Raw genomic sequence first — 22,954 nt, 5'->3', positions numbered from 1 at the left:
AGCGAAAAAATAAGTGAAGGCCATTGCCTCGTTAAACCGACAATGACCTCCACTCTTCAACTCAACTGTTATTCTTCTATTCGTTTACCAACAAATTGAATTTCTTGTCTTAACACTTCAATTGAACCATCTGGTTGTTCTTGGTAAACGGGTTTCTCAAAGCGTTTCACAGGCATATAGCCCGCTTCACGCATACGTGCTAAACAATCTTGAATTGTTTCGTTATCCTCTACTTTGAACTTCTGTTGCTTCTTCATAAATACTTTCCACTTCATCCGTATCGTATTGTTTAATCTTACGGCTACGAACGCCACGTGCCCAGAAACCACCGTGAATTGTACGTGGTTCGTAAGCGATGACAAAGGCTTTCGCATCAATTTGTTTCACCGTTTCGATCAACTTAGCTTCGTAACGTCTCGGCGTTAAGATTTGCATGACGATACGTGCACCATCACGACCATATGCCGTGTAGTGTGTGACACCATAACCCACATCTCTAAGTTGACGTGGCAAGTCAAGCTCGTGTTCAGCCGAAGTTACGTTGATGACAGTATAACCTAGTGCGAGCTTTTCTTCAATCTTCATCCCAACAATGATACCGACAGAGAAACCTAATGCATAGGCGATGATATTCTGGATTTGATCTAAACTCGACATGACGAGTCCAAGTCCCACGACGTACACAAGTACTTCTAAAAAGCTAACGATGGCAGCCATATAACGATAGCCTTTTAAAGTTAATATGGTTCTCATCGTAAGAAATGTGACGTAGCAGACGTTAATAACGAATATGGCAGCGACCATGAGCCAAGGGTTGGAACTGATGAATGACATGAGGGCATGTTCCTTTCTTCTCGTTAAATAAATTCAGCTCATTTTACCAATTAGAAAGTTTCTCTGTCACTCAGAATGACTTGTATTCTATTAATTTTTTGGCCATGTATAACGCGTGTATGCGAGTTCGCGTTTATGCGCATTACGAACATAATGTTGTTCGATCTTCGCTTTCGCTTCACAAGGGACTTGCTTGCCTTCTAAATAGTCATCGATATCTTGATAAGTGACACCTAACGCTTCTTCGTCAGGCAATTGTGGTTTATCGTCCTCTAAATCTGCAGTAGGCACCTTATCATAGAGATGTTGTGGCGCGTCGAGGTATTGTAGTAATTGCTTGCCTTGTCTTTTATCCAAACCAAAGAGCGGTGCAATATCTGCAGCGCCGTCACCATACTTAGTGAAGAAACCAGTGACATTCTCAGCTGAATGATCCGTACCGATGACGATTCCAGAAGTATTCGAAGCGATAGAGAACTGTACTTTCATGCGCTCTCTCGCCTTCTCGTTACCACGTTGGAAATCCGTCAATTCAATACCCGCTTCTTTCAACGAAGCGACACTTTGATCTACTGCTGGCTTAATATTAACTGTAATCGTGCGATCAGGTTGGATATATTCTAATGCGTCTTCTACCTCATCAGCATCTTTCTGTTGACCGTATGGAAGTTTCACCGCGATAAATTCACACTCGCGCCCTTCTTCACGTAATGACTCTACGGCCATCTGACACAATTTACCAGCCAGTGTGGAATCTTGTCCGCCAGAAATACCTAAGACGAGACTTTGGATAAATTCGTGAGATTGAACGTAGTTTTTTATAAATTGTAAAATGGATTCTGTTTCTTCTTGACTGTCAATTTGAGGCTTTACTTTCATTTCTCTCACTATGATGGATTGAATATCACTCATGGTCTTCCTCCATTTCTTTAACATGTTTCGTCACTTCGTAAATACGTTCATGTTTATTGTGCCAACATCTAGAACTTAAATCGACAGGATATTCTTGTGGATTTAAGAGACGTTTGTTCTCTTCCCATAGTAATGCGAGGTTTGTCGTCAAATAATCACGCGCCGCATCTTCATCTGGTAAGTCGTAAACAAGTTCACCATCGACAAAGATATCTTCATGTAAATCTCTTGCTTCGAAAGATTTAATAAATTTCATCTTATACGTATGCACGGGATGGAAGAGTTTCAGTGGCGTTTCTGCTGTCGGATCTTCATCCGCAAGCGTGATATAGTCCCCTTCAGCTTTATTGGTCTTTTTATTAATAATACGATAAACATTCTTCTTACCTGGAGTTGTCACCTTTTCCGCATTATTAGACAACTTAATACGGTCCACATATTCACCATTCTCGTCTTCTACAGCCACGAGTTTATACACCGCACCTAAAGCTGGTTGATCATAGCCAGTAATAAGTTTCGTTCCGACACCCCAAGAATCTACTTTGGCACCTTGCGATTTCAAACTGGTAATCGTACTTTCATCTAAATCGTTAGAGGCCACGATACTTGCATCAGTAAAACCAGCTTCGTCGAGCATTTTACGTGCTTCTTTAGATAAATAAGCAATATCGCCTGAATCTAAACGGATGCCGATAAAGTTAATGGAATCGCCTAGCTCTTTCGCTACTTTAATCGCGTTAGGTACGCCAGATTTCAATGTGTGGAACGTATCGACGAGGAACACACAGTCTTTATGACGTTCAGCGTATTTACGGAAAGCTACAACCTCATCACCATACGTCTGAACCATAGCATGTGCATGCGTACCTGAAACCGGAATATCAAAGACTTTGCCCGCGCGCACATTACTTGTTGCGTCAAAGCCACCAATATAAGCTGCTCGCGCGCCCCAAAGTGCTGCGTCAACTTCTTGACCACGGCGGGTACCAAATTCCATCAGTTTGTCCTCATGTGCAGCCTGACGAATACGACTTGCTTTCGTTGTGATTAAAGTTTGGAAATTCACGATATTGAGTAACATCGTTTCAACGAGTTGCGCTTGAATTAATGGCGCTTCTACACGTAGTAAAGGTTCGTTGCCGAAGCATAATTCCCCTTCACGCATAGCACGGATGCTACCTGTAAAACGTAATGTTCTTAAATAATCTAAGAAATCATCTTGATAACCGATAGATTTCAAATAATCGATATCCGCTTCTGAAAAGTGAAAATTTTTAATATAATCAATCACACGTTTCAAACCGTTGAATACCGCATAGCCGCTATTAAAAGGCATCTCTCTAAAATATAAATCAAATACAGCTTTGCGCTCATGGATACCGTCGTTCCAGTACGTCTCAGCCATATTGATTTGATACAAGTCATTATGTAAGACGAGCGTATCATCTTTAAAACGTCCCACTTCTATCTCTCCAATCGTTCTTTTTTCACTAGTTTAACAAATCGCATGAGGCTAATCACTCAAAGACGTTCACTTTTCTTTCAAAAGCGTGATTTATGACTTTTAAATGAACAGTTATCGAAATATGAGGCTTTCTCAGTCAAACATCCTATAATAGACGTGAGGTGTTCACATGTATAAAGAAGCGAAAGATTTCATCGAGCTCATGTATGACGAGCTTGGTAAAGATAAACAAGAAATGACGCGACGTTTAGAACAAATTTATGCAGAAATTCAAAAGACAGGCACATATTGGCATACCTCTGAAGAATTAACATATGGCGCAAAGGTAGCATGGCGCAATTCCAATCGTTGTATCGGTCGTGCCCATTGGAATGGTTTGAATGTTGTCGATGCACGTGACATTACCAACGAATCAACGTTTATCCATTCTATTGAGGACCACATCGTGCAAGCGACAAATAATGGCAAGATCAAACCCTACATAACGATTTATCACTCCGACCATCCCCCGCGTATCTATAATAATCAACTGATTCGATACGCCGGGTACGACGATTGTGGTGATCCGATGGAACGAGAAGTGACCCAACTCGCCGAGCATTTAGGGTGGCAAGGACCACATACAGACTTTGATGTCTTGCCGCTCATCTATCAGATGCCTGGAGATAAAGTGAAATATCATGACTATCCTTCAGAAATTATTAAAGAAGTGCCAATCACACATCCACATTATCCTAAGTTACAAGATTTAAATTTACGTTGGTATGCGGTACCGATTATTTCAAGTATGGATTTAAAGATTGGTGGCATTACTTATCCCTCTGCCCCATTCAACGGTTGGTACATGGTAACGGAGATTGGTGTGCGTAACTTCACGGACAGTTACCGCTATAATTTATTAGAGCAAGTTGCGCGTGCTTTCGAGTTAGATGATTTAAAAAATACAAGTTTCAACAAAGACCGCCCCTTAATTGAACTTAATTATGCCGTCTATCACTCATTTAGAGCCCATGGCGTGTCGATGGTCGACCATTTAACGGCTGCTAAACAATTTGAAACGTTTGAACGGAATGAACACAAACGCGAACGTGATGTGACCGGTAAATGGTCTTGGTTAGCGCCACCATTATCGCCAACTTTAACACGTAATTATCACCATGGTTATTCTAATGAAATGCGAGATCCTAACTTCCATTACAAGAAAAAATCCCATTCAGGTTGCCCGATTCATAGCTCATAACCTGAATGAGATGTGCGCTGTTGCTTACACTGAATATTTGCGTCTATCAAGGGCGCGAACCTTTATAAGCAACAGCTTTTTAGTTGATATTAACTGTCTTCACTGAACATGCTTCTGGAACATCAAGTTGCAATCGTTGGATGCCTTTTAGATACAAGCGCTGATTGTCGGCTTCTTCAAATTGATTATCTGCGATGAGTACGCCATCATGTTGCGCGTTCTGGTAACTTTTAACCAATATCGCTGGATCTTTCATCGCACCGATAAACACGTTGTCAAAGATGTTCAAATTCTGACCTGACTGCGCCTCACGAACTTGCCCGCTCATGTCTGCAGCATTTTTACCTTTATTATTCTCACCTAAATAGCGAATGCCACCGTGACAGTGGTCAAAGTAATTGTGATGCACATACGTATCTTTATTCTTTAAAAGCGTCACAGCATAAGCTTGTAAATGGTCAAAATAGTTGTGACGGATATGAATATTCTCGTAGAACTTGTTATAACGGCTGGCGTGAGAACCGATAGCACGATGCCAAGGTCGCATACCTGGTGTATTAGAATTTCCGAAATAACAATGTTCAATTACGATATTCTTCGTAATCGTACCATCCCACGTCGAGAACTTAGGAAAGGCACCTGGCACTTGAATGTCGAGTTGCACCGCTTCAGAGAACCAGCGATCGCCATTATCGTCCGTAAACCCTTTGAAATCGCAATGACCGATGTACAAGCCGTCTAAACCGCACGCATCAATAGCATGACCGCCGACGATATCTTTAAACGTTACGTGCTTGAGCTGAATATCACGCGCATGACCCACACAGAGCGCAGTATTATTATAAGGATAACGCGCACCGTTCATATCGAACGTACCGCCAGAGATGTGAATATGCCCATTACCCTCATAGCCATGATAGAATTTGTAGCCTTTACCATTCTTCATCAACGCATCTTTACTATGGCGTTGCAATACTGCTTCGGCATCCATTTGAAGTGTCGTACCTTCGTATATGACGAGGGCTTTCGCAATATGATAGACCCCTTTCGGTACGTAGAGTGTCACTTCCGGATGCTTACGCGCGTAGTTGAGCGCACGTTGGAAGCCGATAGTATCAAATAGCTTATTACGCCCTTTTACTCCAAATTGTCGTACATTAATCATCATGAACCTGTTTCCCCTTTTGTAAAATCATTAGCATTACTTTATAACCCTTTTACACAACTCACAAACACGGGGAGTATAGGTGATTTGAACCCTTTGTGAAACCTGCTCACTTCACTCGTAATCGAAGGGTGAATGCGTTATGCTTAACTCAACTCGATTTACACTTTAACTCAAGGGGGATGTTATATGACGAACCGTGCTTTAATCGTAGTAGATTATTCGAATGACTTTGTGGCGCCGAATGGAGCGCTCACGTGTGGAGAGGCTGGCCAAGCGATTGAACCCTTTATCGTCAGTCGCATTGAGGAGTACAACAACAGTCAAGATACAATCTTCTTTATGATGGACTTACATTATGAGGATGACCCGTTCCACCCTGAAAGTCACCTCTTCCCACCTCATAACATTGAAGGGACGTTAGGGAGAGAACTTTATGGACGTGTGAACGATATTTATCAACGTATTCAATACAACGATTACGTTCATTATTTGGATAAAACGCGCTACGACTCATTCAGCGGTACACCGTTAGATTTGATGTTACGAGAACGTGGGATTACTGAGCTTGAGATTGTTGGTGTCTGCACTGATATTTGTGTTCTGCACACAGCAGTCTCAGCTTACAATTTAAACTATAAATTGACGATTCCAGCACGAGGTGTGGCTTCTTTCGATGACAATGGTCATCAATGGGCTTTGGGCCATTTCGCAAATTCTTTAGGTGCTGTGGTAGAACAATAAGTCCTAATCGTGCTAAAATATTAACAAATGAGAAACAAGTATGAAGAGGAGAATCAACAAATGGCTAAAACATATATTTTCGGACATAAAAACCCTGATACAGATGCAATTTCATCTGCATTAATCATGGCAGATTTCGAAAAGCAAACAGGAAACACTGATGCGACAGCTTACCGTTTAGGCGACATCAGTCCAGAAACACAATTTGCCTTAGATCACTTCAAAGTGTCTGCACCTGAATTACTCACAGATAACCTTGAAGATCAAGATGTTATCTTAGTTGACCATAACGAATTCCAACAAAGTGCAGACTCTATCGCTGATGCGAACATCAAACACGTGATTGATCACCACCGCATCGCTAACTTCGAAACAGCAGCACCACTCTACTACCGTGCTGAACCTGTAGGCTGTACTGCAACCATTCTTTATAAAATGTATAAAGAACGTGGCTTTGAAATCAAACCTGAAATCGCAGGTCTCATGATTTCTGGTATCATTTCAGATAGCTTATTATTCAAATCTCCAACATGCACAGATGAAGACCGCAACGCTGCTGAAGATTTGAAATCAATCGCTAACGTAGACTTAGAAGAATATGGTCTTGAAATGTTGAAAGCAGGGGCTTCTACAGCAGACAAATCAGCTGCAGAACTCATCGATTTAGATGCGAAATCATTCAACATGGGTGACCATGTAACGCGTATCGCACAAGTGAACACTGTAGATATCGATGAAGTGTTCGACCGTGCTGAAGAGTTAGAGAACGAAATGAACAAAGTGAGTGCAGAACAACAATACGATGTCTTCGTCTTACTCGTAACTGATATCATTAACAGTGACTCTAAAGTATTAGTGACTGGTGCTGATAAAGACAAAGTTGGCGAAGCATTTAACGTTCAATTAGAAAATGGTACTGCATTCTTACCAGGTGTTGTATCTCGTAAGAAACAAGTCGTACCCCCAATTACTGACGCGTTAAGCTAAGCGATACTAGCAAGCGCTTGAAATTAATAAATGAGGGTATATATAAAACTGAGAAAGTGACTTCTCAGTTGTTATGGAAAGTAGGATTTCAGTTGAAATTCTACTTTCTTCTTATTCTTAAATTTTTAATATGTGAAAGATACATAAATTTCGGTGGAGTGGTGGCATTTGTGCAATTCTGAGCTTGATGAGGTTCATTTTACCCAAATAAAGCTCGCAAGTGGCAAGATGCCCTATCCACGTCCTAGATATAGAATCCAAATAGGAGGCTTCACTGTGAGTACGATTGAAGCACGCGTTCGCGCAAATCAACAATACTTTAATACCCATGTCACTAAAGACATTAAATTTCGTAAAAAGCATCTCAAAGCCCTAAGTAAGAGCATTAAATATCATGAAGATCAGCTGCTCTCAGCTTTGAAAGAGGATTTAGGTAAAAGCAATATCGAAGCGTATATGACTGAAATTGGCTATACTTTAAAAAGCATTAAACATGCACGGAAAGAATTGAAAAACTGGTCTAAAACGAAACAAGTAGATACACCGCTCTACATGTTTCCCTCAAAAAGTTACATTATGAAAGAACCGTATGGCAGTGTCCTGATTATTGGACCATTTAACTACCCTTTCCAACTTGTGATGGAACCGCTAATTGGAGCTATCGCAGCAGGCAACACTGCTGTAGTCAAGCCCTCAGAGTTTACGCCACACGTGAGTCGGGTACTTCAAGCAATTATTGCGGAGGCATTCGATGAGCGATACGTGACTGTCATTGAAGGTGGTGTAGAAACCAATCAAGAATTATTAGTACAACACTTTGACTACATCTTCTTTACAGGTAGCGAGAAAGTGGGACGCATCGTTTACGAGGCAGCAAGTAAACATCTTACGCCAGTGACACTTGAACTTGGTGGTAAGTCGCCAGTAATTGTCGATGAGACCGCTAATATTAAGGTCACGAGTGAGCGGATTGCGTTCGGTAAGTTTATGAATGCAGGTCAAACATGCGTTGCACCTGATTATATTCTCGTTCAAGAGAAAGTTAAAAATGATCTCATCGAAGCACTGAAAAAGACCATTACTGAGTTCTATGGTAAAGATCCAAGTCAAAGTCCTGATTTCGGTCGTATCGTGAACGATAAGCATTTCAATCGCTTAAATGATTTACTCAATATTCACGAACCTGAAATTATTATGGGTGGAAAGGCTCAACGCGAAGATCGGTTTATTGCTCCGACGTTGTTAGATACTGTGACAACTGATTCAGCCATTATGCAGGAAGAAATCTTTGGTCCGCTTCTTCCTGTCATTACTTATGGTGAGCTAGACGAAGCTTTTGATATTATCAAATTTAAACCTAAGCCACTAAGTTTATATTTATTTAGTGAAGATGAGAATGTGACTGATCGCGTATTGAATGAACTTTCCTTTGGTTCAGGTGCGATTAATGACACGGTAATGCAATTAGCTAATCCAAACTTACCATTTGGTGGCGTTGGCCAATCAGGCATGGGTCATTATCATGGGCGTTACAGTTTCGAAACCTTTAGTCATGATAAATCTTATGTCTTTAAATCCACTCGTTTAGAATCTGGATTGATGTTCCCGCCTTACAAAGGTAAATTTAAATACATTAAACAATTTTTCAATAAATAAAATGAGGTCGCGCGCACTCAACTTTGACGCTCCCCTCTTCACTTTAGTAGTAATAAGAGATTCGAGCGTTTGTTGCGAGTGTGTCGCGACCTTTTGTGAATTCAAAAAGAGTCCGGGACGAATATTCAACGCCCCAGACTCTTATTTTATAATTATTGAACGAATTGTACGCATACACCTTCTGGCGCATGAGCTTGATTATCAGTCATCGTTAATTTGCCTGTTTCTTTATCTCTTTTAAACACAGTGAGAATAGAATCGTCTTCTTGATGTGCACAAACGAGATATTCATCAGAAGGACTAATATTGAAATCGCGTGGGAAGCTACCACCACTTTTAACAATATCTACTAGTTCTAATCCTTCAGCACCTTCAGTCACTTTGAAAATAGCGATGCTGTCGTGACCACGGTTACTGATATAGACAAACTTCTGATCGTGAGAAAGACGCACTGCCGCGAGCTTCGTATCACCTTCAAATGATTCAGGAATCGTCAAATGACGTTCAACCTCTTCGAACTCACCATCTTCATACGTCATCACACTCACGTAGTTAGACAGTTCGTGAACAACATATGCATGCTTGCCATCTTCATGGAAAGCGATATGACGTGGTCCATCTCCTGGCTCAAAGTCGTAAACAGCATATTCTTTAAGGCCGTCCATACCAAATTGATATGTCACAAGCTTGTCTGTGCCCAAGTCGAGCGCTACCACATACTGATGATCCGGCGTTTCTTTCATCATATGCACGTGCGGCGCATCTTGACGTTCTTTAGGGCCTGTTTCATAGTCATGCTTTAACTCATGCATAAGCCCTTCGATATGCCCAAATTGAGAGTTAATCTTGTAGAGACGAGCGAGCCCTGCCCCGTAACATGCTTCAAACACGTATTCACCATTTGAAGCCGCTTCTACATAGCAACCATTGCCTCTAGAAACGAGACAGTCGTTGATATAACCAAGCGTGCCATCTTCTTTAATCTTAAAGCTAGTGATGCCGCAATCGTCGCCATCTTCTTCCTTTGTTACAGCATATAAGAAATCTTGATGCTGATTAATATATGTTGAACCTTCTAATTCATATCCAGTTTCCACATTTGAAATTGTCCCCTTTGATTCGTCGAGATCAAAGCGATAAATACCTTTGCCTGACGCTTTCGTATACGTACCTACAAAGCCTTGCGTCATTATTGAACCCTCCAATGTATTGTTAACTTCATTCTAATAAATACCCGTTTGAATTAACACTGAAATGTTTTTGTTGAGGTGAATTCGCGTGTGGTGTTTACGAGCTCATACTTTTTATCCTATATGAGTAAAATTAATTATCTGAAATCTTGAAGAAAAGACTTGCGATATACGAACACTTGTTCTATAATATTGAGTGAAAGGTGGAGGTTACAATGATTCCTGATAAGTACAAAGACGAGACGGATTATCGCAAGATCCCTAGAGAATACTTGGATTCTCAGATTCCGCAAGGTCGAGGTATGGTCAAATGGGCGCCGTTCGCCACTTTACCCGAACAGTTCGAACGTATTCATGAATACATACTTGATCAAGATAAGATTCAGCGTCCAACATTATCAGAGGATCAGTTGAATGAATTGAATTGCAAGATGCATCAAGCCTTGCATGATGAGCAACCTGTGCAAATGGAATACTATCAAGCTGGTGCTCTACATACCGTCGAACTTCATATTACCCACATTGATATGTTGAATATGAGTTTGAAAGGTCGCGATTACCATTCCGATAAACCACTGACTTTCTCCTTGTTAGATATAACTGCTATTCATTTCCTCTCTTAGTATGAAAAAAACGGTTATAGCCATGGCTATAACCGTTCATATTCACATGATTAATCATGTGATTCAATATCAGAAACGATTTGTTTCGTTTTGTTTTCGATGTCTTCAAAGTCTTTTTTGAATACAAAAGCGAAAACTACAGCACCAACACCTGCAAGTAAAGAAAGTGTTAAAAGTGTGCCGAATGTAAATTTAAATAAACCTTTGATAAAATTCCACATGTCTTGTTCACCTCGTATTTATATTGCGTCACTATCACTATGATAGCACATTTCGAAGTATCAATAAATATATACCCTTTCTCATCTCAATTATGCAAAAAGGTATTATATTTCCCTATTACTCAATAGAAGTTAGATTGACTGACACTTCAAACACCTTGTGATACTATCAAAGTTGAATTCAATTCCGTAAATCATTTATACGTCTTCGGTGAATATGTGGGGTCTAACAACGTAAGCTAAAGTAACAAATTCTTATCTTGCCCACCAGTTCTTGAGGACATTGACTATAGTGCGGTAAATCATCATCACTCCCACATTTTTAATGAGTTTGATTATATTTTAAATGCTCAGTGTAGAATTTACCATTAATATCAAATTACACTATAATTACAATTTTGTAAGAAAGAGGTTTTGTCGGTGCAACAGGTCTCATCTGAAATTATGACGTTCAAAGGGTCGCATTATGACTTAGGTGTAGAAACGGCTAAGTGGTTACAAACGACCGAAATTTTGAAAAATCGTGAAAAAGAATGGCGCAAGCGAACGCCGAGATTCGATATTGATATCAACGAGACATATCAAATCTTCCAAACGTACGCGCCTCAGATTTGGGAAGAACTCAGAGGTATGCAAGATGTGCTTAATTTGCCTACACGACAAATGCTTCTCAATTTCGCACATTATCGCTTTACCGATTTGAAAGATAGTGGCTGTACGGTTTATATCGGTGATGATTATTTATTGAGAAATTATGATTATCATCCAGCTACATATGATGGCCGATACTTACTCTTTCAACCAAACGATGGTGGTCTTGCTCAAATCGGTCCTACCTCAAGAATTACAGGACGTATGGATGGGATGAATGAGGCAGGTTTAGTCATGGGGTACAACTTTATGCATCGAAAGAAACCTAAGAACGGTTTCGTTTGTTATATGATCGGTCGACTTGTATTACAGTATTGTAAAGATGTACCTGAAGCCATTCAATTTCTTAAAGAAATACCACATCGTAGTTCATTTAGCTATATCGTTATGGATAAACACCTTAATCATGCCATCATCGAAGTTTCACCACGTTCAATTGAAGTACGTTATGACAGAACGTGTACCAATCATTTTAAATTGCTCACTCATGAGAATCGAAATTATACGAAAGAATCGAAAGCGCGCTTACATCAAGTGTTGAAACATACTTCTCATGGTTTGAAGCCAGATGATGCCTTTCAGTTATTTAATGACCCTCAATATGGCATTTATAGTAAACTATTTAAAAGTTGGTCAGGCACTATTCATACCGTTCTCTACAATCCTCAATCTTTAGAAGCTTGGATTACTTTAGGTAAGAATGATACTCCTCGTGTCTTTAACTTTAATGATTGGTTAAACGGAAACGAGGTTAACCTCTCTCCCCTTCAAGGAGCCATTGATACAGATCTTACTTTTGCGACACACTAATAAAGAAAGTCCGAGGTAAGGAGAACAATTTGTTATTCTCCATACTCGGACCTTCATCTTATTTAATATAAATGTCTCCATAATACGTATAAAGCTCTATTTTATTATTACCGTTCCCTACCCTATAATCTTTAAAATACTGATTATCAATATGTTCTTTACCAAATATCGGATTAAGCTTTAGTGATGTATCTTTCGGCTTATGTTGATAATTCAGATGGATATCACCATTATCAGACGATGCCTTAAAGTTACACAATGGCTGCATATCAGTAAGATGAATATCGTTTTTATGATTGATCACAGCTACGTTCTTTAATAACGTTTTATGCAAATTAAGTTCGCCTTCGTCTGTCTTGAGCTTGCCGCCAAGTATTTCGCTGTTACTAATGTGGGCGCTTAATCGCGTAGTTAAGTACTTAAGTCCTTCAATCTTTGAATCTTCGATGTTAATTTTGGGATTACTATATTCTGTTGATTCCAAGCTTAATGATTTAGTAGCAATATCTTTAATTGTAAGTTCACCATCAACATTATGTATCTTGAATGAATTTAACTTTTTAGGAGGAACTGTTATAACTAAACTATCTTTTTTAAGTCGAAATGGATTGAAGTTCATACCATAACGATCTTTCTTATTTACCTTCTCGCTAATTGTTAAACGATTGTTTGAATGAGCACTACGAATATATCTTTTACCTTTATAACGAATGGCAAAGTGTTTCCCTTTCTTAATCGTCACATCTTGTCTTACTTGGGATTTCAAATTAATTGTAAGATCATCCGCACCTTTATGAAACGTTTTTTGATATTCATTGATTTTAAACTTTTGATGTTCAAAGCCAAACCAAACAAGTGTCGCAGCTAGAAAGCAAATGATAAAAAGGCTCAATCCAATGATGAATAATCTCTTCATGTTACGGCTCTCCTTTTCATCTTATCGTTATTCCATCGTAAATATTTAATAATGTATCGATAGAGTATATGCGTCAAACTTAGGACGACAGCAATAATCATCAATCCTACCCCAACATAAGCAAAGGTAAAGAGATAATTACTTATGGCCATACTAAAGTTATCATTCATCACCCCGTTGAGTAATAGAATGATAGGTGTCGCAATAAAACCGCATCCTAATAAAAGTAAGCCAATAAATAGAATTGCAATAATGACTATAGGTATTAGCAAAATAATTGATGACAGCAAGCTCACACTAAAGGATGTAGACAGTGCACGCATTACATTCTTCATCGTAGGTTCAAATTCGGCTTTCTTCAAATCATCATTCACCATAATATCTTTAGCGATTTGCTTAGGAGCAGGCAACTCCCCTACGATCTGATATTCATTTTTTCCTTTTTGTTCTTCATCAAAGAAATATCGTTCATATTCGAACATTTTTAAATCTCGTTTATACTTCGATAGACGATGCAATTCTTGTTCGAGTTCGTTAAGAAAAGTAATCTTATCCATAATAAAACCGCCATTGACTAGGAATATATTATTAAAATAACAAGAGTTAATATTATGTATCTTTAAAGACAAATAAATTATATTATTTCTTTAAATATAGCATACGCGCATGTGAGATGCATCCTCTTCAAATGAATTTCTAAATATAGAAAAGTGGATATAGATGAAATTCACCTATACCCACATAGTCAATATTAGATATCTTTTTTAGCACCGTAGAATAAGTTAATAACAAACAGTACTACGACAGAAGCTGGTGTAATAAACCATTGCCAGTTTGAGAATGTTTGATCTGTGCCTTGTGTTTTTTCAGGTATATAACCAAAAGGTATATACTTAAGTGCATCTTTAATCTTATCACCGAAATGTGGAATCATCGGTAAGAATGAATCTGCAACAGGAACGATGATGATTAAGAAGATTCCTAGTGTAAAAATCAATGCTGGTTTAGGCACAATTAAAGCGATTAAGAATAAGAATAAACCATAGAATAAATAAGTAAAGATAACAAACCATAAATAATCAAAATATTTATGTGTTTTAATTGAATCCGTATCCACACATGCTTGTACGATTTGAGTGTAAATCGTTAAGATCAACATGAATAATACAGCGATTAATACTATAGAAATTGTCTTCGCTATAATATAACCTATTCTGTTCTTAGTTTTGTTCATGTAAAGCTGGATTGTACCTTGAGATAAATCACGTGTAATCGTTTTGATGACGAATAATAATCCAGTGACTGTAAAGAACCAAGCCGCCATACCGATGATAGCACCAGTTGGTACTGAATCATTCTGATGCACAAACATGTAAGTAATACCAATTTGAGGTAAGATAGCTAAGATAAGTGCAATATATGTTAATGGACTCTTAATGATGCTATACAAATCATATTTAACTAATTGTAATGGATTCATTATTTATCACCTCTCTGATTTATACTAAAGTAAGTATCACGTAGAGAACTTTTACGTGTTTCAATGTATTTCGGATAAATATCTTTAGATGCTAAAGCTTTAAGAAGTGGTTTGTAATCTTTTTGGGCTTTAAGAATAATTTCTCCACTTTCTTTATGAGATTGCATAACATTGAACTTCTCAGTTAATAATTCAAGTGCTGTACCAAATTCGTCTGGATTAATAGTAAGCACGGTGCTGTCTGATGGCGCTCCTTCTGACATATCCACGTCTTGAACAAAGTGACCATCTCTTAAGAACACAGCACGATCACAAATCAATTCAATATCTTCTAATTTGTGACTTGAAATTAAGATTTTCATACCGAGATCTTGTACTAAAGATTGGATTGTTTTAAGTACATCGATTGAACCATCTGGATCCATACCGTTTGTAGGTTCGTCCAAGATAAGGAACTTCGGTTTACTCATGAGAGAAACTGCGATAGCTAGCTTTTGTTTCATACCCATTGAGTACTTTTTAACCTTTTTATTCATATAAGGACGCATACCGAATGCATCGATAATTTTGTCAGTATATCCTTTATCGAAACCTTTTCCTAATACTTGAGCAAATTGTTTCAAGTTGTTAAGACCTGTTTTATTATCATAAAGCTTAGGATTTTCAATTAAATATCCCATGTTATGATTTTTACCTAGGTCGACTTTACCTTGATAATTTGCAATATTACCGTTCATAATTTTCATTAATGTTGTTTTACCAACACCGTTTTTACCAATTAAACCGACAATCTGACTTTTACCGAAATCAAAGTCAATCTTATCTAAGACAGTATTATCATTATACGTCTTAGTTACTTCTTGTAATTGCATCTAATTCCTCCTTTAACTTACTTTTTTTAGTTGGATAAAATAGTTAATAATCAACATTACAATACTGACTAGAAGATAACCTGAGTTAAACCACGGATTAAATACGTTAATGTAGTTGTCCATGTGTCCAAGAATAAATACGCGGATACCGAGGTAAATCATTGTAATTGCTAATGGCAGTAGCAAGCACATTGCTAATATATGGAATAAATAAGTTATTCGTTCTTGTTTCACTTCGGTATATCTTCTAAACACGCCTGGTATTGTGAAGAAGTTTACTGCTACGTATACTAGTGGAATAGCATAAGTCCAATTCATTCCATTCATTACAGAAAGCGGAATAGAATATAGTCCTAATACAATCGCTCCACCTAGTGTGAAAATTAACATTGTAATGTAGTTCGCATTTAACATTTGTTTCTTGGAGAGTGGTAAGCTTCCAAAGAACCAATAAGCTTGTTCACCTAACTTATGATGTACTCTAAATATATGGGCTGAATCTTTGATGGATAGGAAATAAAATATTACTACCAAAAATGGAAATATAAGTTCAGAAATTGAATAAACTAATTTATATCTAATTAGAAATTGTAATGGTGAGAGGAGTGCTAAAATTAAATAAATAATAATGGTTGTCTGACGCAGCTTCAAATTTCGGATGACTAAACTTTTCATGGAAGGTCACTCCTCTCATATTATTTGTTTCTGACTTTCTTACTTTGAATGTAGTAATTGATTAAGAGCCATAGTGTACTAATTGTTAAGTAGCCTATATCAATTAATATAGATATTTCATCTAGATATTCGTCTGCTACTGAACCAGATAACACATGAGTTATGATAAAGATTGCAGTAATAACTAGAGAAATAATTATCCATATCATTGGAATAATTATATACATTAAAATTAAGTAAAAAATATAGTTTACATTATCAGATTTAACTTCTGTGTATCGCTTAAATGCAATAGGCATAGCTAAGAAATTAAATGCAATATAAGTAGTAATCCAATTTATAGTCCCCATATCTGCATTTGGTAAACTCGTTGTAGGCTGATAAACTAAAAGAACTAAACACCCTAAAGCAGTGAAAATCAGCATCGTAAATAAGTTGGCGTTAAGCAAAGAAAACTTACTTACTGGTAAACTTGCTTGGTAATAGTACGAATCTTTGCCTAATTTACTATGAAAACGAAACAAATGAGCTGAATCCTTAATAACGATAACGAGTAGTATCGTTGATAGGATTCCTATAATCCAATTCCCTAAGTTAGTTCCATCTGGAATAAGACATTGAAATGGTGAAATAGCTATTAACAGAACATATATTATTAGCGTAGTTTTTCTTAGCTTGATATTTCTCAGTAAGAGTTGTTTCATTGAGATGCCACCTCGTCTTGACTTTGATGAGAACTGTGGCTCCCTTCTATATCACCTTTACCTAAATAAATCATGAGTTCTTCAATTGTTGGGTTATTTACCATCACTTGATTACCAAATAGTTCTTCAAACACTTGATGTTCTTTAGTTAGTGCAGTAAAGCCTGTTTTATTATCTTCATGGAAGATAGTTAAATCTTTAAGTTCATCATCAAGCAAATCGTTAGATCCACGCACAATTTTATAGTTTTGGATGATTTCATCTAAGTAGTTATCTAAGATAATATCGCCGTCCTTGAGATAAACTAAGTAATCGGCAATTTTTTCTAGGTCTGAAATAATGTGCGTAGAAAGTAAGACTGTCTTGTTCTCGTTAATTAATTCTTTCTGAATTAAATCTAACACTTCATTACGAACGATAGGATCAAGACCGGCTGTTGGCTCATCAAGAATGAATAATTCAGCATCATGACTAAATGCAAAAGCAATATTTAGCTTCATCTTCATTCCTGTTGATAAAGTCTTAATCTTCGCTTTGTAGGGTAAATCGAATTGATTTAAATAATCATAGAAGGTATCGTGATTCCAGTTCTTATAAAATGGTGCAATCATTTTTTCAGCTTTTTTAATCGTCCACTTATCGTTCAAATAGAGTTCAGAATAGACAAATCCGATTTTTTCTTTAATCCCTACTTCATCCATGTTCATAGATTTGCCAAACAAACGAATAGAACCTTTATCTGCTTGTAAGAGATCCATGATCAAGCGAATAATTGTTGTCTTACCTGATCCGTTCGCCCCAATGAAACCAGTGACAAATCCTTGAGGTACATTAAATGAGATATCGTCTAACTGAAAGCGTTTCGTCTTATAGCTCACATTATTTAACTCAATCGCATTCATCATTCTTCCTCCTCATAGATGAGTGATAGGATGTCTACTAATTCGGATAACGACATGCCAATCGTCTTGGCTTCTTTCGCCATTGATTTCGCGTAGGATTCGATAACTATAAATTGCTTCTCTTTCAAGATATTACTATCTTGTTCTTTAACGAAAGTGCCCTTACCGCGAATGGTATAGACAAAGCCATCTTTCTCAAGATCTTCATAAGCACGCTTAGTTGTAATAACACTGACGCTTAAATCTTGTGCGAGCTCACGCATAGAAGGAAGATGTTCCCCAGGTGCAACGATTCCCTTAAGGATGTTCTCTTTCACTTGTTGTTTTATCTGTTCGTAAATCGGCTGTTCACTATTATTTTTTAAAAGTATTTTCATGAACGTCCTCCCCTATCAACTGTATATACATAGCATACACACTATATACAATATTGTAAACCCTCTGAGTAAAATTTATGTTAAAAAACGCGTTATTACAGGAGTTAAACTGTACATATATACTATATACACGGTCAAAAATCGACATGTACACCTAAACATTATTCAATTTACTGCTCGATCACTAAAATTGCACACATAAAAAAAGCGCCCCATAATCAAAGATTACGGAACGTGTTAAAATCAATTGTTAATGTTAGAAAAGCAGAAGAATCTACTCTTTCTCACTAATTACTTCTTTTTACGTTGTTTTTCTGCTTGTTGTTTACGATAATATTCTTCCCGCTTCTTGCGACGATCATTACTGCGATTAATAAAGGCACAAATCATAAACATGATAGCGGCAATGAGTAGTTTGATACCTGTACTTTCATGATCTGTCGCTTGTAAGTAATAACCAACTATAAATAAGATAATTGCTAATGTCACAAAGATTTTCGTTAAATGTTTCATTATTTCACCTCAAAACATTACCAGTATAACAAAGTCCTCATCACTTTACTAAGTCGATTACCGTCATTATATCATCTTAATACCCTTTAAATCATAGCTGACCTTGTGTCTGTCGCACAACTTAATGTATTTAATTATATAAATACCTTGCTGTATTATTTCACTAATGCTACAATTAAGTTGTCCACGAATTATACTACACAACCCCAAGTCAGCCGCAACCTGACTTGGGGTTTCTTTACGTGTAAGGCCACCTATTTATCTTTCCATTTATTCTCTAACCAAATTCGGAAGATAATGAGGATGCCACCTGAAAGTATGGTGATGATTAAATCTTGCCACCACTCCATTATACTACACCTCCCACATATCGAAATTCCATGTAGGACTAGGACGGCCTAACGTTATTCTAACACAAATTAACGAACACGTGTTCGATTTTATTATAATTTGTTCTGTAAAAGTGACAAAACACGCTACATCACTTTATCTTTAGCTCATTTCAAGATAAACTTAGAGATGAAATATGAATTAGATGAAGAGAGGTTGAACAACTATGAACCCTTTAGCATTAGATTTAAACGAACAACTAACTAAGTCTCAACCACAAATTGCTGATATGCTTTCTGACTTGGGTAAATTGATGTATTATCCGAAAGGCATTTTATCTCAATCAGCTGAAGCGAAATCTACAGAATACAATGCCACTATCGGAATGGCTACTTATAGAGATAGAAAAATGTATGCTGACAGTTTATACAATGTCTTCTCTGAACTCGAACCGGACGAGGTGTTCCCATACGCACCACCTCAAGGTATTGAAGACTTGCGTGATCTTTGGACTGATAAGATGCTTCGAGACAACCCAGAACTCAGTAAAGACGACTTCTCAAGACCTATCGTGACGAACGCATTAACTCACGGTTTATCATTAGTTGGCGATTTATTCGTGGATACTAACGATACGATCTTATTACCAAGTCACAACTGGGGTAACTATAAACTCGTATTCGGCACACGTCACAGTGCGCAAATTGACACTTACCCTATCTTTGATAATGAAGGTCATTACACTACACAAGCGTTAGTTGAAACGTTAGACCAAAGTAATCAAGAGAAGATCTTCTTAGTCTTAAACTATCCAAACAACCCAACAGGTTACACACCTTCTAAAGATGAAGTAAATGAAATTGTTCAAGCAATCAAACGTGTAGCGGATCGTGGTACTCACGTCATCGCAGTAGTCGATGACGCATACTTCGGCTTGTTCTACGAAGATGTGTATCCATATTCATTATTCTCAGCTTTAACACAACTTGATTCTGAAAATGTGTTACCTATCCGTTTAGATGGAGCTACGAAAGAATTGTTTGCATGGGGCTTACGTGTTGGTTTCATCACGTTTGGTATTAAAGATCCACAAGCTCAAGAAGTCATTGAAGCGAAAGTGAAAGGTTTAATCCGTAGCAATATCTCAAGCGGTCCTATGCCTTCACAAAGTATCGTTAAACACGTTCTTGAGAACCGCGATCAACTTGATCAAGAATTAGAACATAACTTTGAAACGTTGAAAGCACGTTATGAAGTGACTAAAGAACTTGTGTATGATGAGAAATTCAGTGATTATTGGCAACCATATGACTTTAACTCTGGCTATTTCATGGCACTTAAAGTTAAAGGTGTGAAACCTGAAGCGTTACGAACACACCTCATCGATAACTATTCTATCGGTATTATTGCCTTAAATGATACTGATATTCGTATCGCCTTTAGCTGTATTGAAAAAGATGATATTCCACATGTCTTCGAATCCATTGCCAAAGCGATTAGCGAGTTACAGTAATGACATGTTAAAAGGAGGAGCACTTCGCGGTGCCCCTCCTTCTTTAGTATATTTGCGCATCAAAATCGTATCTTAAATTTGCTTTAACACTCGTGTCATTTCTTCAATTTTACCATTGTGAAGCGGAACGTGAATGGCATTCAAGGCGATCAATTCTCCTAAAGTTTCGCATCCAATCATCGGTTCCTCTAGCTCAGTTTCGAGCTGAGTAGAAGTCAAATTTCCTACTCGCTCCGGTAACGTCTTGATGTGATCGAGAATTTCTTCGATTTCAGGAACCTCTGTGTCTCCCCAGTCAGATGGTCGCGTACCATAGCCAAAAAGCTGGTTGTAACGACCTACATCAACTTCGTTCTGCTCAACCATTGAAAGCGCAAGTTCAAATACTGTGAGCAAGTGACCGTACTGCCAATGTAGCGTGTTTGGAAAATACTCACTTTCTTTATCTAATACTGAAGCCACTTCCCAATTATCATAACCTTCGAGTAAGTGGTTGATTCCTAACTCTATAGCGTCATTTAATGTATCTTTAGCCATAAATGACGATACACTCCTTTCACAAATTCTCGTTATTATGGGAATACCCCTCGAAAACTAATCTTATACATTTATATCTACAAAAATAATTTAAAATTTTTATAGTGAAACCATTAATTCTGTAGTATAATCATTATTAAATGAACCTGTTCATTAACTTACATAATCATCTTTATATAAGGCGGAGCGAAATATGAAAAAGATACTTTCCATTTTAACTGCATCTGCAATATTATTAGCTGCATGCGGTAATGATAATCATGAAGAAAAACATTCTACCCATCATGATAAGAAACACAAAAGTGAAAACAAGGAGAAAGAGAAAAATAATTCAAAGAAAGGCTCAAAGAATCCCTCAGACTCTAATAATGAAAACGAAAATAATACAAACAGTTCTAGTATTAACAACGAACAAGCTTCTAATAATAATCAAACTTCTAAAGATAACGATGAGTTAAACTCAGAGCAATCTACTCAAAATCAAACTAAACAACAACCTGCTCAAACTCAAACGAATCAGCAGCAACAATCACAAAGTACAGGTTATGACCCTAATAACCCATATATGAATATGCCAGATCAAGAATGGAGAAAAAATACCGGTGATGGTATTTCTTCAGGAGAAAAACAAATAATGCATGAAATAGAAAGTGGACAGTATCAAGGGGAAGATGCTGAGCAAAAGCTAGAAGCAATAAAATACTATCAAAATATGTATAGTAATTAAATTAAATAATCTCTTGATAATCGCATCTGTAGTTTATGCAATTATCGGGAGATTTTCTCTTATAGTTTCATGAGATTCACTATTTCTTTTCCTTTTCAATTTGAGTAAGAGTTTTTTGATTTTTAATCATTAAATTATCGAGTTTATCAGTATACGACATATCCACATCAAATTGATAATTTTCTGTAGACCTTATACCAGCTGTGAACTTAAGTTTTTTATCGTTATTTATATAACCAGTTATGTCATAACCATCCATGGGGTTTCTTTTAAAATTAGTAAACGTTATGCTCTTATAATTTTTAACATTATATTTCATGTAAGTAGTGATTCTTTCTTTTTGCTCACTATAAAATTTCTCTTTTTCGTTATGCTTATATATTAAATAAGACCCTACAACTATTAGAATTAGAGCTATAATTCCAACATTTAAATAAGTCTTTCTCTTCACTACGATCATTCCTCAAAGATAAATTCATAAATATCATAGTAAACATAACATATTTCAATACACTTTACCGAGATCTATCTAATTCCACTAATACTTATCTCTTCCTCATTAGCTTTACTTTTGTTAACCGAAACTCAAATTTAATTCGCTCTCTACTAACATATTTTATCTTTTCTACGGGCTCCCACGATATCTCTATGAGTTAAAATGTCTCTCAACCTACACTTTAATCCTGAACCTCGTTACTTCACAATTCCGCCTAATACTATGGGTACTCTGCGTCCCAACCCACCTCTCCCAAACCCACAAAAAAGGACGCCTCCCACAAGTCCAATCAACTCATGGAAGGCGTCTCCATCTATTTATATAATCATTTTAAATCTGAGCGGCATTATTATAACCGCCAAATCGGAGCTCGACACACACATCAAATCACTGACACACCGGCATCCAGCACTA

27 protein-coding genes are annotated in these 22,954 nt (G+C 37.3%); 8 read left to right on the top strand and 19 right to left on the bottom strand.

Annotated elements, in window-relative coordinates; genetic code table 11:
* Positions 1–68: 68 nt before the first annotated feature.
* The 4 genes from CD039_RS06535 to CD039_RS06520 form a co-directional block, all read right to left on the bottom strand.
* Positions 69–257 (bottom strand): NETI motif-containing protein, encoded by a 189-nt coding sequence (locus tag CD039_RS06535; protein ID WP_002472951.1) that lies wholly within the window; start codon positions 255–257, stop codon positions 69–71.
* Entirely contained in the window at positions 223–834 is a 612-nt protein-coding gene (locus CD039_RS06530) for a DUF2179 domain-containing protein (RefSeq protein WP_049406431.1), read from the bottom strand. The genes CD039_RS06535 and CD039_RS06530 overlap by 35 nt, the downstream gene beginning before the upstream one ends.
* A 90-nt stretch (positions 835–924) precedes the next feature.
* Positions 925–1,746 carry an ammonia-dependent NAD(+) synthetase gene (nadE, locus tag CD039_RS06525; RefSeq protein ID WP_103371651.1) on the bottom strand — a complete coding sequence of 274 codons (822 nt, stop codon included), beginning with the start codon at positions 1,744–1,746 and terminating at the stop codon, positions 925–927.
* Complete coding sequence (locus tag CD039_RS06520; protein WP_103371650.1) at positions 1,739–3,208, bottom strand: nicotinate phosphoribosyltransferase; 1,470 nt, start codon at positions 3,206–3,208, stop codon at positions 1,739–1,741. Before CD039_RS06520 ends, nadE begins: the two co-directional genes overlap by 8 nt.
* A 172-nt stretch (positions 3,209–3,380) precedes the next feature.
* Here CD039_RS06520 and CD039_RS06515 point away from each other — a divergent pair, with 172 nt between their 5' ends.
* Positions 3,381–4,451 (top strand): nitric oxide synthase oxygenase, encoded by a 1,071-nt coding sequence (locus CD039_RS06515; RefSeq protein ID WP_103371649.1) that lies wholly within the window; start codon positions 3,381–3,383, stop codon positions 4,449–4,451.
* Positions 4,452–4,530: 79 nt separating this feature from the next.
* On the opposite strand, the gene CD039_RS06510 is transcribed toward CD039_RS06515, so the two are convergent.
* Positions 4,531–5,619, bottom strand: a complete 1,089-nt coding sequence (locus tag CD039_RS06510; protein ID WP_103371648.1) for a glycosyl hydrolase family 28-related protein — start codon at positions 5,617–5,619, stop codon at positions 4,531–4,533.
* Between the two features lie 186 nt (positions 5,620–5,805).
* Between CD039_RS06510 and CD039_RS06505 the strand changes: the two genes are divergently transcribed.
* From CD039_RS06505 to CD039_RS06495, 3 genes are all read left to right on the top strand, one after another.
* Complete coding sequence (locus CD039_RS06505) at positions 5,806–6,360, top strand: cysteine hydrolase family protein (RefSeq protein WP_103371647.1); 555 nt, start codon at positions 5,806–5,808, stop codon at positions 6,358–6,360.
* A gap of 60 nt (positions 6,361–6,420) precedes the next feature.
* Complete coding sequence (locus tag CD039_RS06500) at positions 6,421–7,347, top strand: manganese-dependent inorganic pyrophosphatase (protein WP_103371646.1); 927 nt, start codon at positions 6,421–6,423, stop codon at positions 7,345–7,347.
* 276 nt (positions 7,348–7,623) lie between these two features.
* Positions 7,624–9,003 carry an aldehyde dehydrogenase gene (locus CD039_RS06495; RefSeq protein WP_103371645.1) on the top strand — a complete coding sequence of 460 codons (1,380 nt, stop codon included), beginning with the start codon at positions 7,624–7,626 and terminating at the stop codon, positions 9,001–9,003.
* A gap of 152 nt (positions 9,004–9,155) precedes the next feature.
* On the opposite strand, the gene pglS is transcribed toward CD039_RS06495, so the two are convergent.
* Complete coding sequence (gene pglS / locus CD039_RS06490; protein WP_206169771.1) at positions 9,156–10,196, bottom strand: 6-phosphogluconolactonase; 1,041 nt, start codon at positions 10,194–10,196, stop codon at positions 9,156–9,158.
* A gap of 212 nt (positions 10,197–10,408) precedes the next feature.
* Between pglS and CD039_RS06485 the strand changes: the two genes are divergently transcribed.
* The gene (locus CD039_RS06485; RefSeq protein ID WP_103371643.1) at positions 10,409–10,816 is read left to right on the top strand and encodes a YolD-like family protein; all 408 of its coding nucleotides are present in this window, start codon (positions 10,409–10,411) and stop codon (positions 10,814–10,816) included.
* A gap of 50 nt (positions 10,817–10,866) precedes the next feature.
* Here the strand turns inward: CD039_RS06485 and CD039_RS11855 are convergent, their stop codons facing one another.
* A complete protein-coding gene (locus tag CD039_RS11855; RefSeq protein ID WP_167386237.1) occupies positions 10,867–11,037 on the bottom strand; it encodes a hypothetical protein in 171 nt (56 codons plus the stop codon).
* 420 nt (positions 11,038–11,457) lie between these two features.
* On the opposite strand from CD039_RS11855, the gene CD039_RS06480 reads away from it, so the two are divergent.
* Positions 11,458–12,498: a C45 family autoproteolytic acyltransferase/hydrolase gene (locus tag CD039_RS06480; RefSeq protein WP_103371642.1), complete on the top strand. Its 1,041-nt coding sequence runs from the start codon at positions 11,458–11,460 to the stop codon at positions 12,496–12,498.
* Positions 12,499–12,556: 58 nt separating this feature from the next.
* On the opposite strand, the gene CD039_RS06475 is transcribed toward CD039_RS06480, so the two are convergent.
* The 10 genes from CD039_RS06475 to CD039_RS12245 form a co-directional block, all read right to left on the bottom strand.
* On the bottom strand, positions 12,557–13,414 hold the full coding sequence (locus tag CD039_RS06475; RefSeq protein ID WP_103371641.1) for a DUF4097 family beta strand repeat-containing protein: 858 nt from the start codon (positions 13,412–13,414) through the stop codon (positions 12,557–12,559).
* A complete protein-coding gene (locus tag CD039_RS06470) occupies positions 13,411–13,971 on the bottom strand; it encodes a DUF1700 domain-containing protein (RefSeq protein WP_103371640.1) in 561 nt (186 codons plus the stop codon). The genes CD039_RS06475 and CD039_RS06470 overlap by 4 nt, the downstream gene beginning before the upstream one ends.
* A gap of 194 nt (positions 13,972–14,165) precedes the next feature.
* On the bottom strand, positions 14,166–14,894 hold the full coding sequence (gene pmtD / locus CD039_RS06465; protein WP_103371639.1) for a phenol-soluble modulin export ABC transporter permease subunit PmtD: 729 nt from the start codon (positions 14,892–14,894) through the stop codon (positions 14,166–14,168).
* Complete coding sequence (gene pmtC, locus CD039_RS06460; RefSeq protein WP_002471750.1) at positions 14,894–15,766, bottom strand: phenol-soluble modulin export ABC transporter ATP-binding protein PmtC; 873 nt, start codon at positions 15,764–15,766, stop codon at positions 14,894–14,896. Before pmtC ends, pmtD begins: the two co-directional genes overlap by 1 nt.
* Before the next feature lie 12 nt (positions 15,767–15,778).
* Positions 15,779–16,441: a phenol-soluble modulin export ABC transporter permease subunit PmtB gene (pmtB, locus tag CD039_RS06455; protein WP_103371638.1), complete on the bottom strand. Its 663-nt coding sequence runs from the start codon at positions 16,439–16,441 to the stop codon at positions 15,779–15,781.
* A 20-nt stretch (positions 16,442–16,461) separates the two neighbouring features.
* Positions 16,462–17,145, bottom strand: a complete 684-nt coding sequence (gene pmtB, locus CD039_RS06450) for a phenol-soluble modulin export ABC transporter permease subunit PmtB (protein WP_103371637.1) — start codon at positions 17,143–17,145, stop codon at positions 16,462–16,464.
* On the bottom strand, positions 17,142–18,047 hold the full coding sequence (gene pmtA, locus CD039_RS06445) for a phenol-soluble modulin export ABC transporter ATP-binding protein PmtA (RefSeq protein WP_103371636.1): 906 nt from the start codon (positions 18,045–18,047) through the stop codon (positions 17,142–17,144). Before pmtA ends, pmtB (CD039_RS06450) begins: the two co-directional genes overlap by 4 nt.
* Positions 18,047–18,424, bottom strand: a complete 378-nt coding sequence (pmtR, locus tag CD039_RS06440; RefSeq protein ID WP_002471752.1) for a PSM export ABC transporter transcriptional regulator PmtR — start codon at positions 18,422–18,424, stop codon at positions 18,047–18,049. The genes pmtA and pmtR overlap by 1 nt, the downstream gene beginning before the upstream one ends.
* A gap of 291 nt (positions 18,425–18,715) precedes the next feature.
* Positions 18,716–18,937 (bottom strand): SE1626 family protein, encoded by a 222-nt coding sequence (locus tag CD039_RS06435; protein WP_002471740.1) that lies wholly within the window; start codon positions 18,935–18,937, stop codon positions 18,716–18,718.
* Between the two features lie 254 nt (positions 18,938–19,191).
* Positions 19,192–19,287, bottom strand: a complete 96-nt coding sequence (locus CD039_RS12245; RefSeq protein ID WP_088606353.1) for a Trp-rich small protein — start codon at positions 19,285–19,287, stop codon at positions 19,192–19,194.
* 206 nt (positions 19,288–19,493) lie between these two features.
* On the opposite strand from CD039_RS12245, the gene CD039_RS06430 reads away from it, so the two are divergent.
* Positions 19,494–20,780 carry an aminotransferase class I/II-fold pyridoxal phosphate-dependent enzyme gene (locus CD039_RS06430; protein ID WP_103371635.1) on the top strand — a complete coding sequence of 429 codons (1,287 nt, stop codon included), beginning with the start codon at positions 19,494–19,496 and terminating at the stop codon, positions 20,778–20,780.
* 72 nt (positions 20,781–20,852) lie between these two features.
* Here the strand turns inward: CD039_RS06430 and CD039_RS06425 are convergent, their stop codons facing one another.
* Positions 20,853–21,317, bottom strand: coding sequence for a DinB family protein (locus CD039_RS06425; RefSeq protein WP_103371634.1), 465 nt, complete (start codon positions 21,315–21,317; stop codon positions 20,853–20,855).
* Between the two features lie 193 nt (positions 21,318–21,510).
* Here CD039_RS06425 and CD039_RS06420 point away from each other — a divergent pair, with 193 nt between their 5' ends.
* Positions 21,511–22,044: a hypothetical protein gene (locus CD039_RS06420; RefSeq protein ID WP_103371633.1), complete on the top strand. Its 534-nt coding sequence runs from the start codon at positions 21,511–21,513 to the stop codon at positions 22,042–22,044.
* A 79-nt stretch (positions 22,045–22,123) separates the two neighbouring features.
* Here CD039_RS06420 and CD039_RS06415 read toward each other — a convergent pair whose 3' ends face one another.
* On the bottom strand, positions 22,124–22,504 hold the full coding sequence (locus tag CD039_RS06415; protein WP_103371632.1) for a DUF1433 domain-containing protein: 381 nt from the start codon (positions 22,502–22,504) through the stop codon (positions 22,124–22,126).
* Between the last annotated feature and the right edge of the window lie 450 nt (positions 22,505–22,954).

The organism is Staphylococcus argensis, assembly GCF_002902305.1.
Taxonomy (GTDB): domain Bacteria; phylum Bacillota; class Bacilli; order Staphylococcales; family Staphylococcaceae; genus Staphylococcus; species Staphylococcus argensis.
Note: the sequence above shows the minus strand (reverse complement) of the source record. Positions and strands in the feature narration are given on the sequence as shown.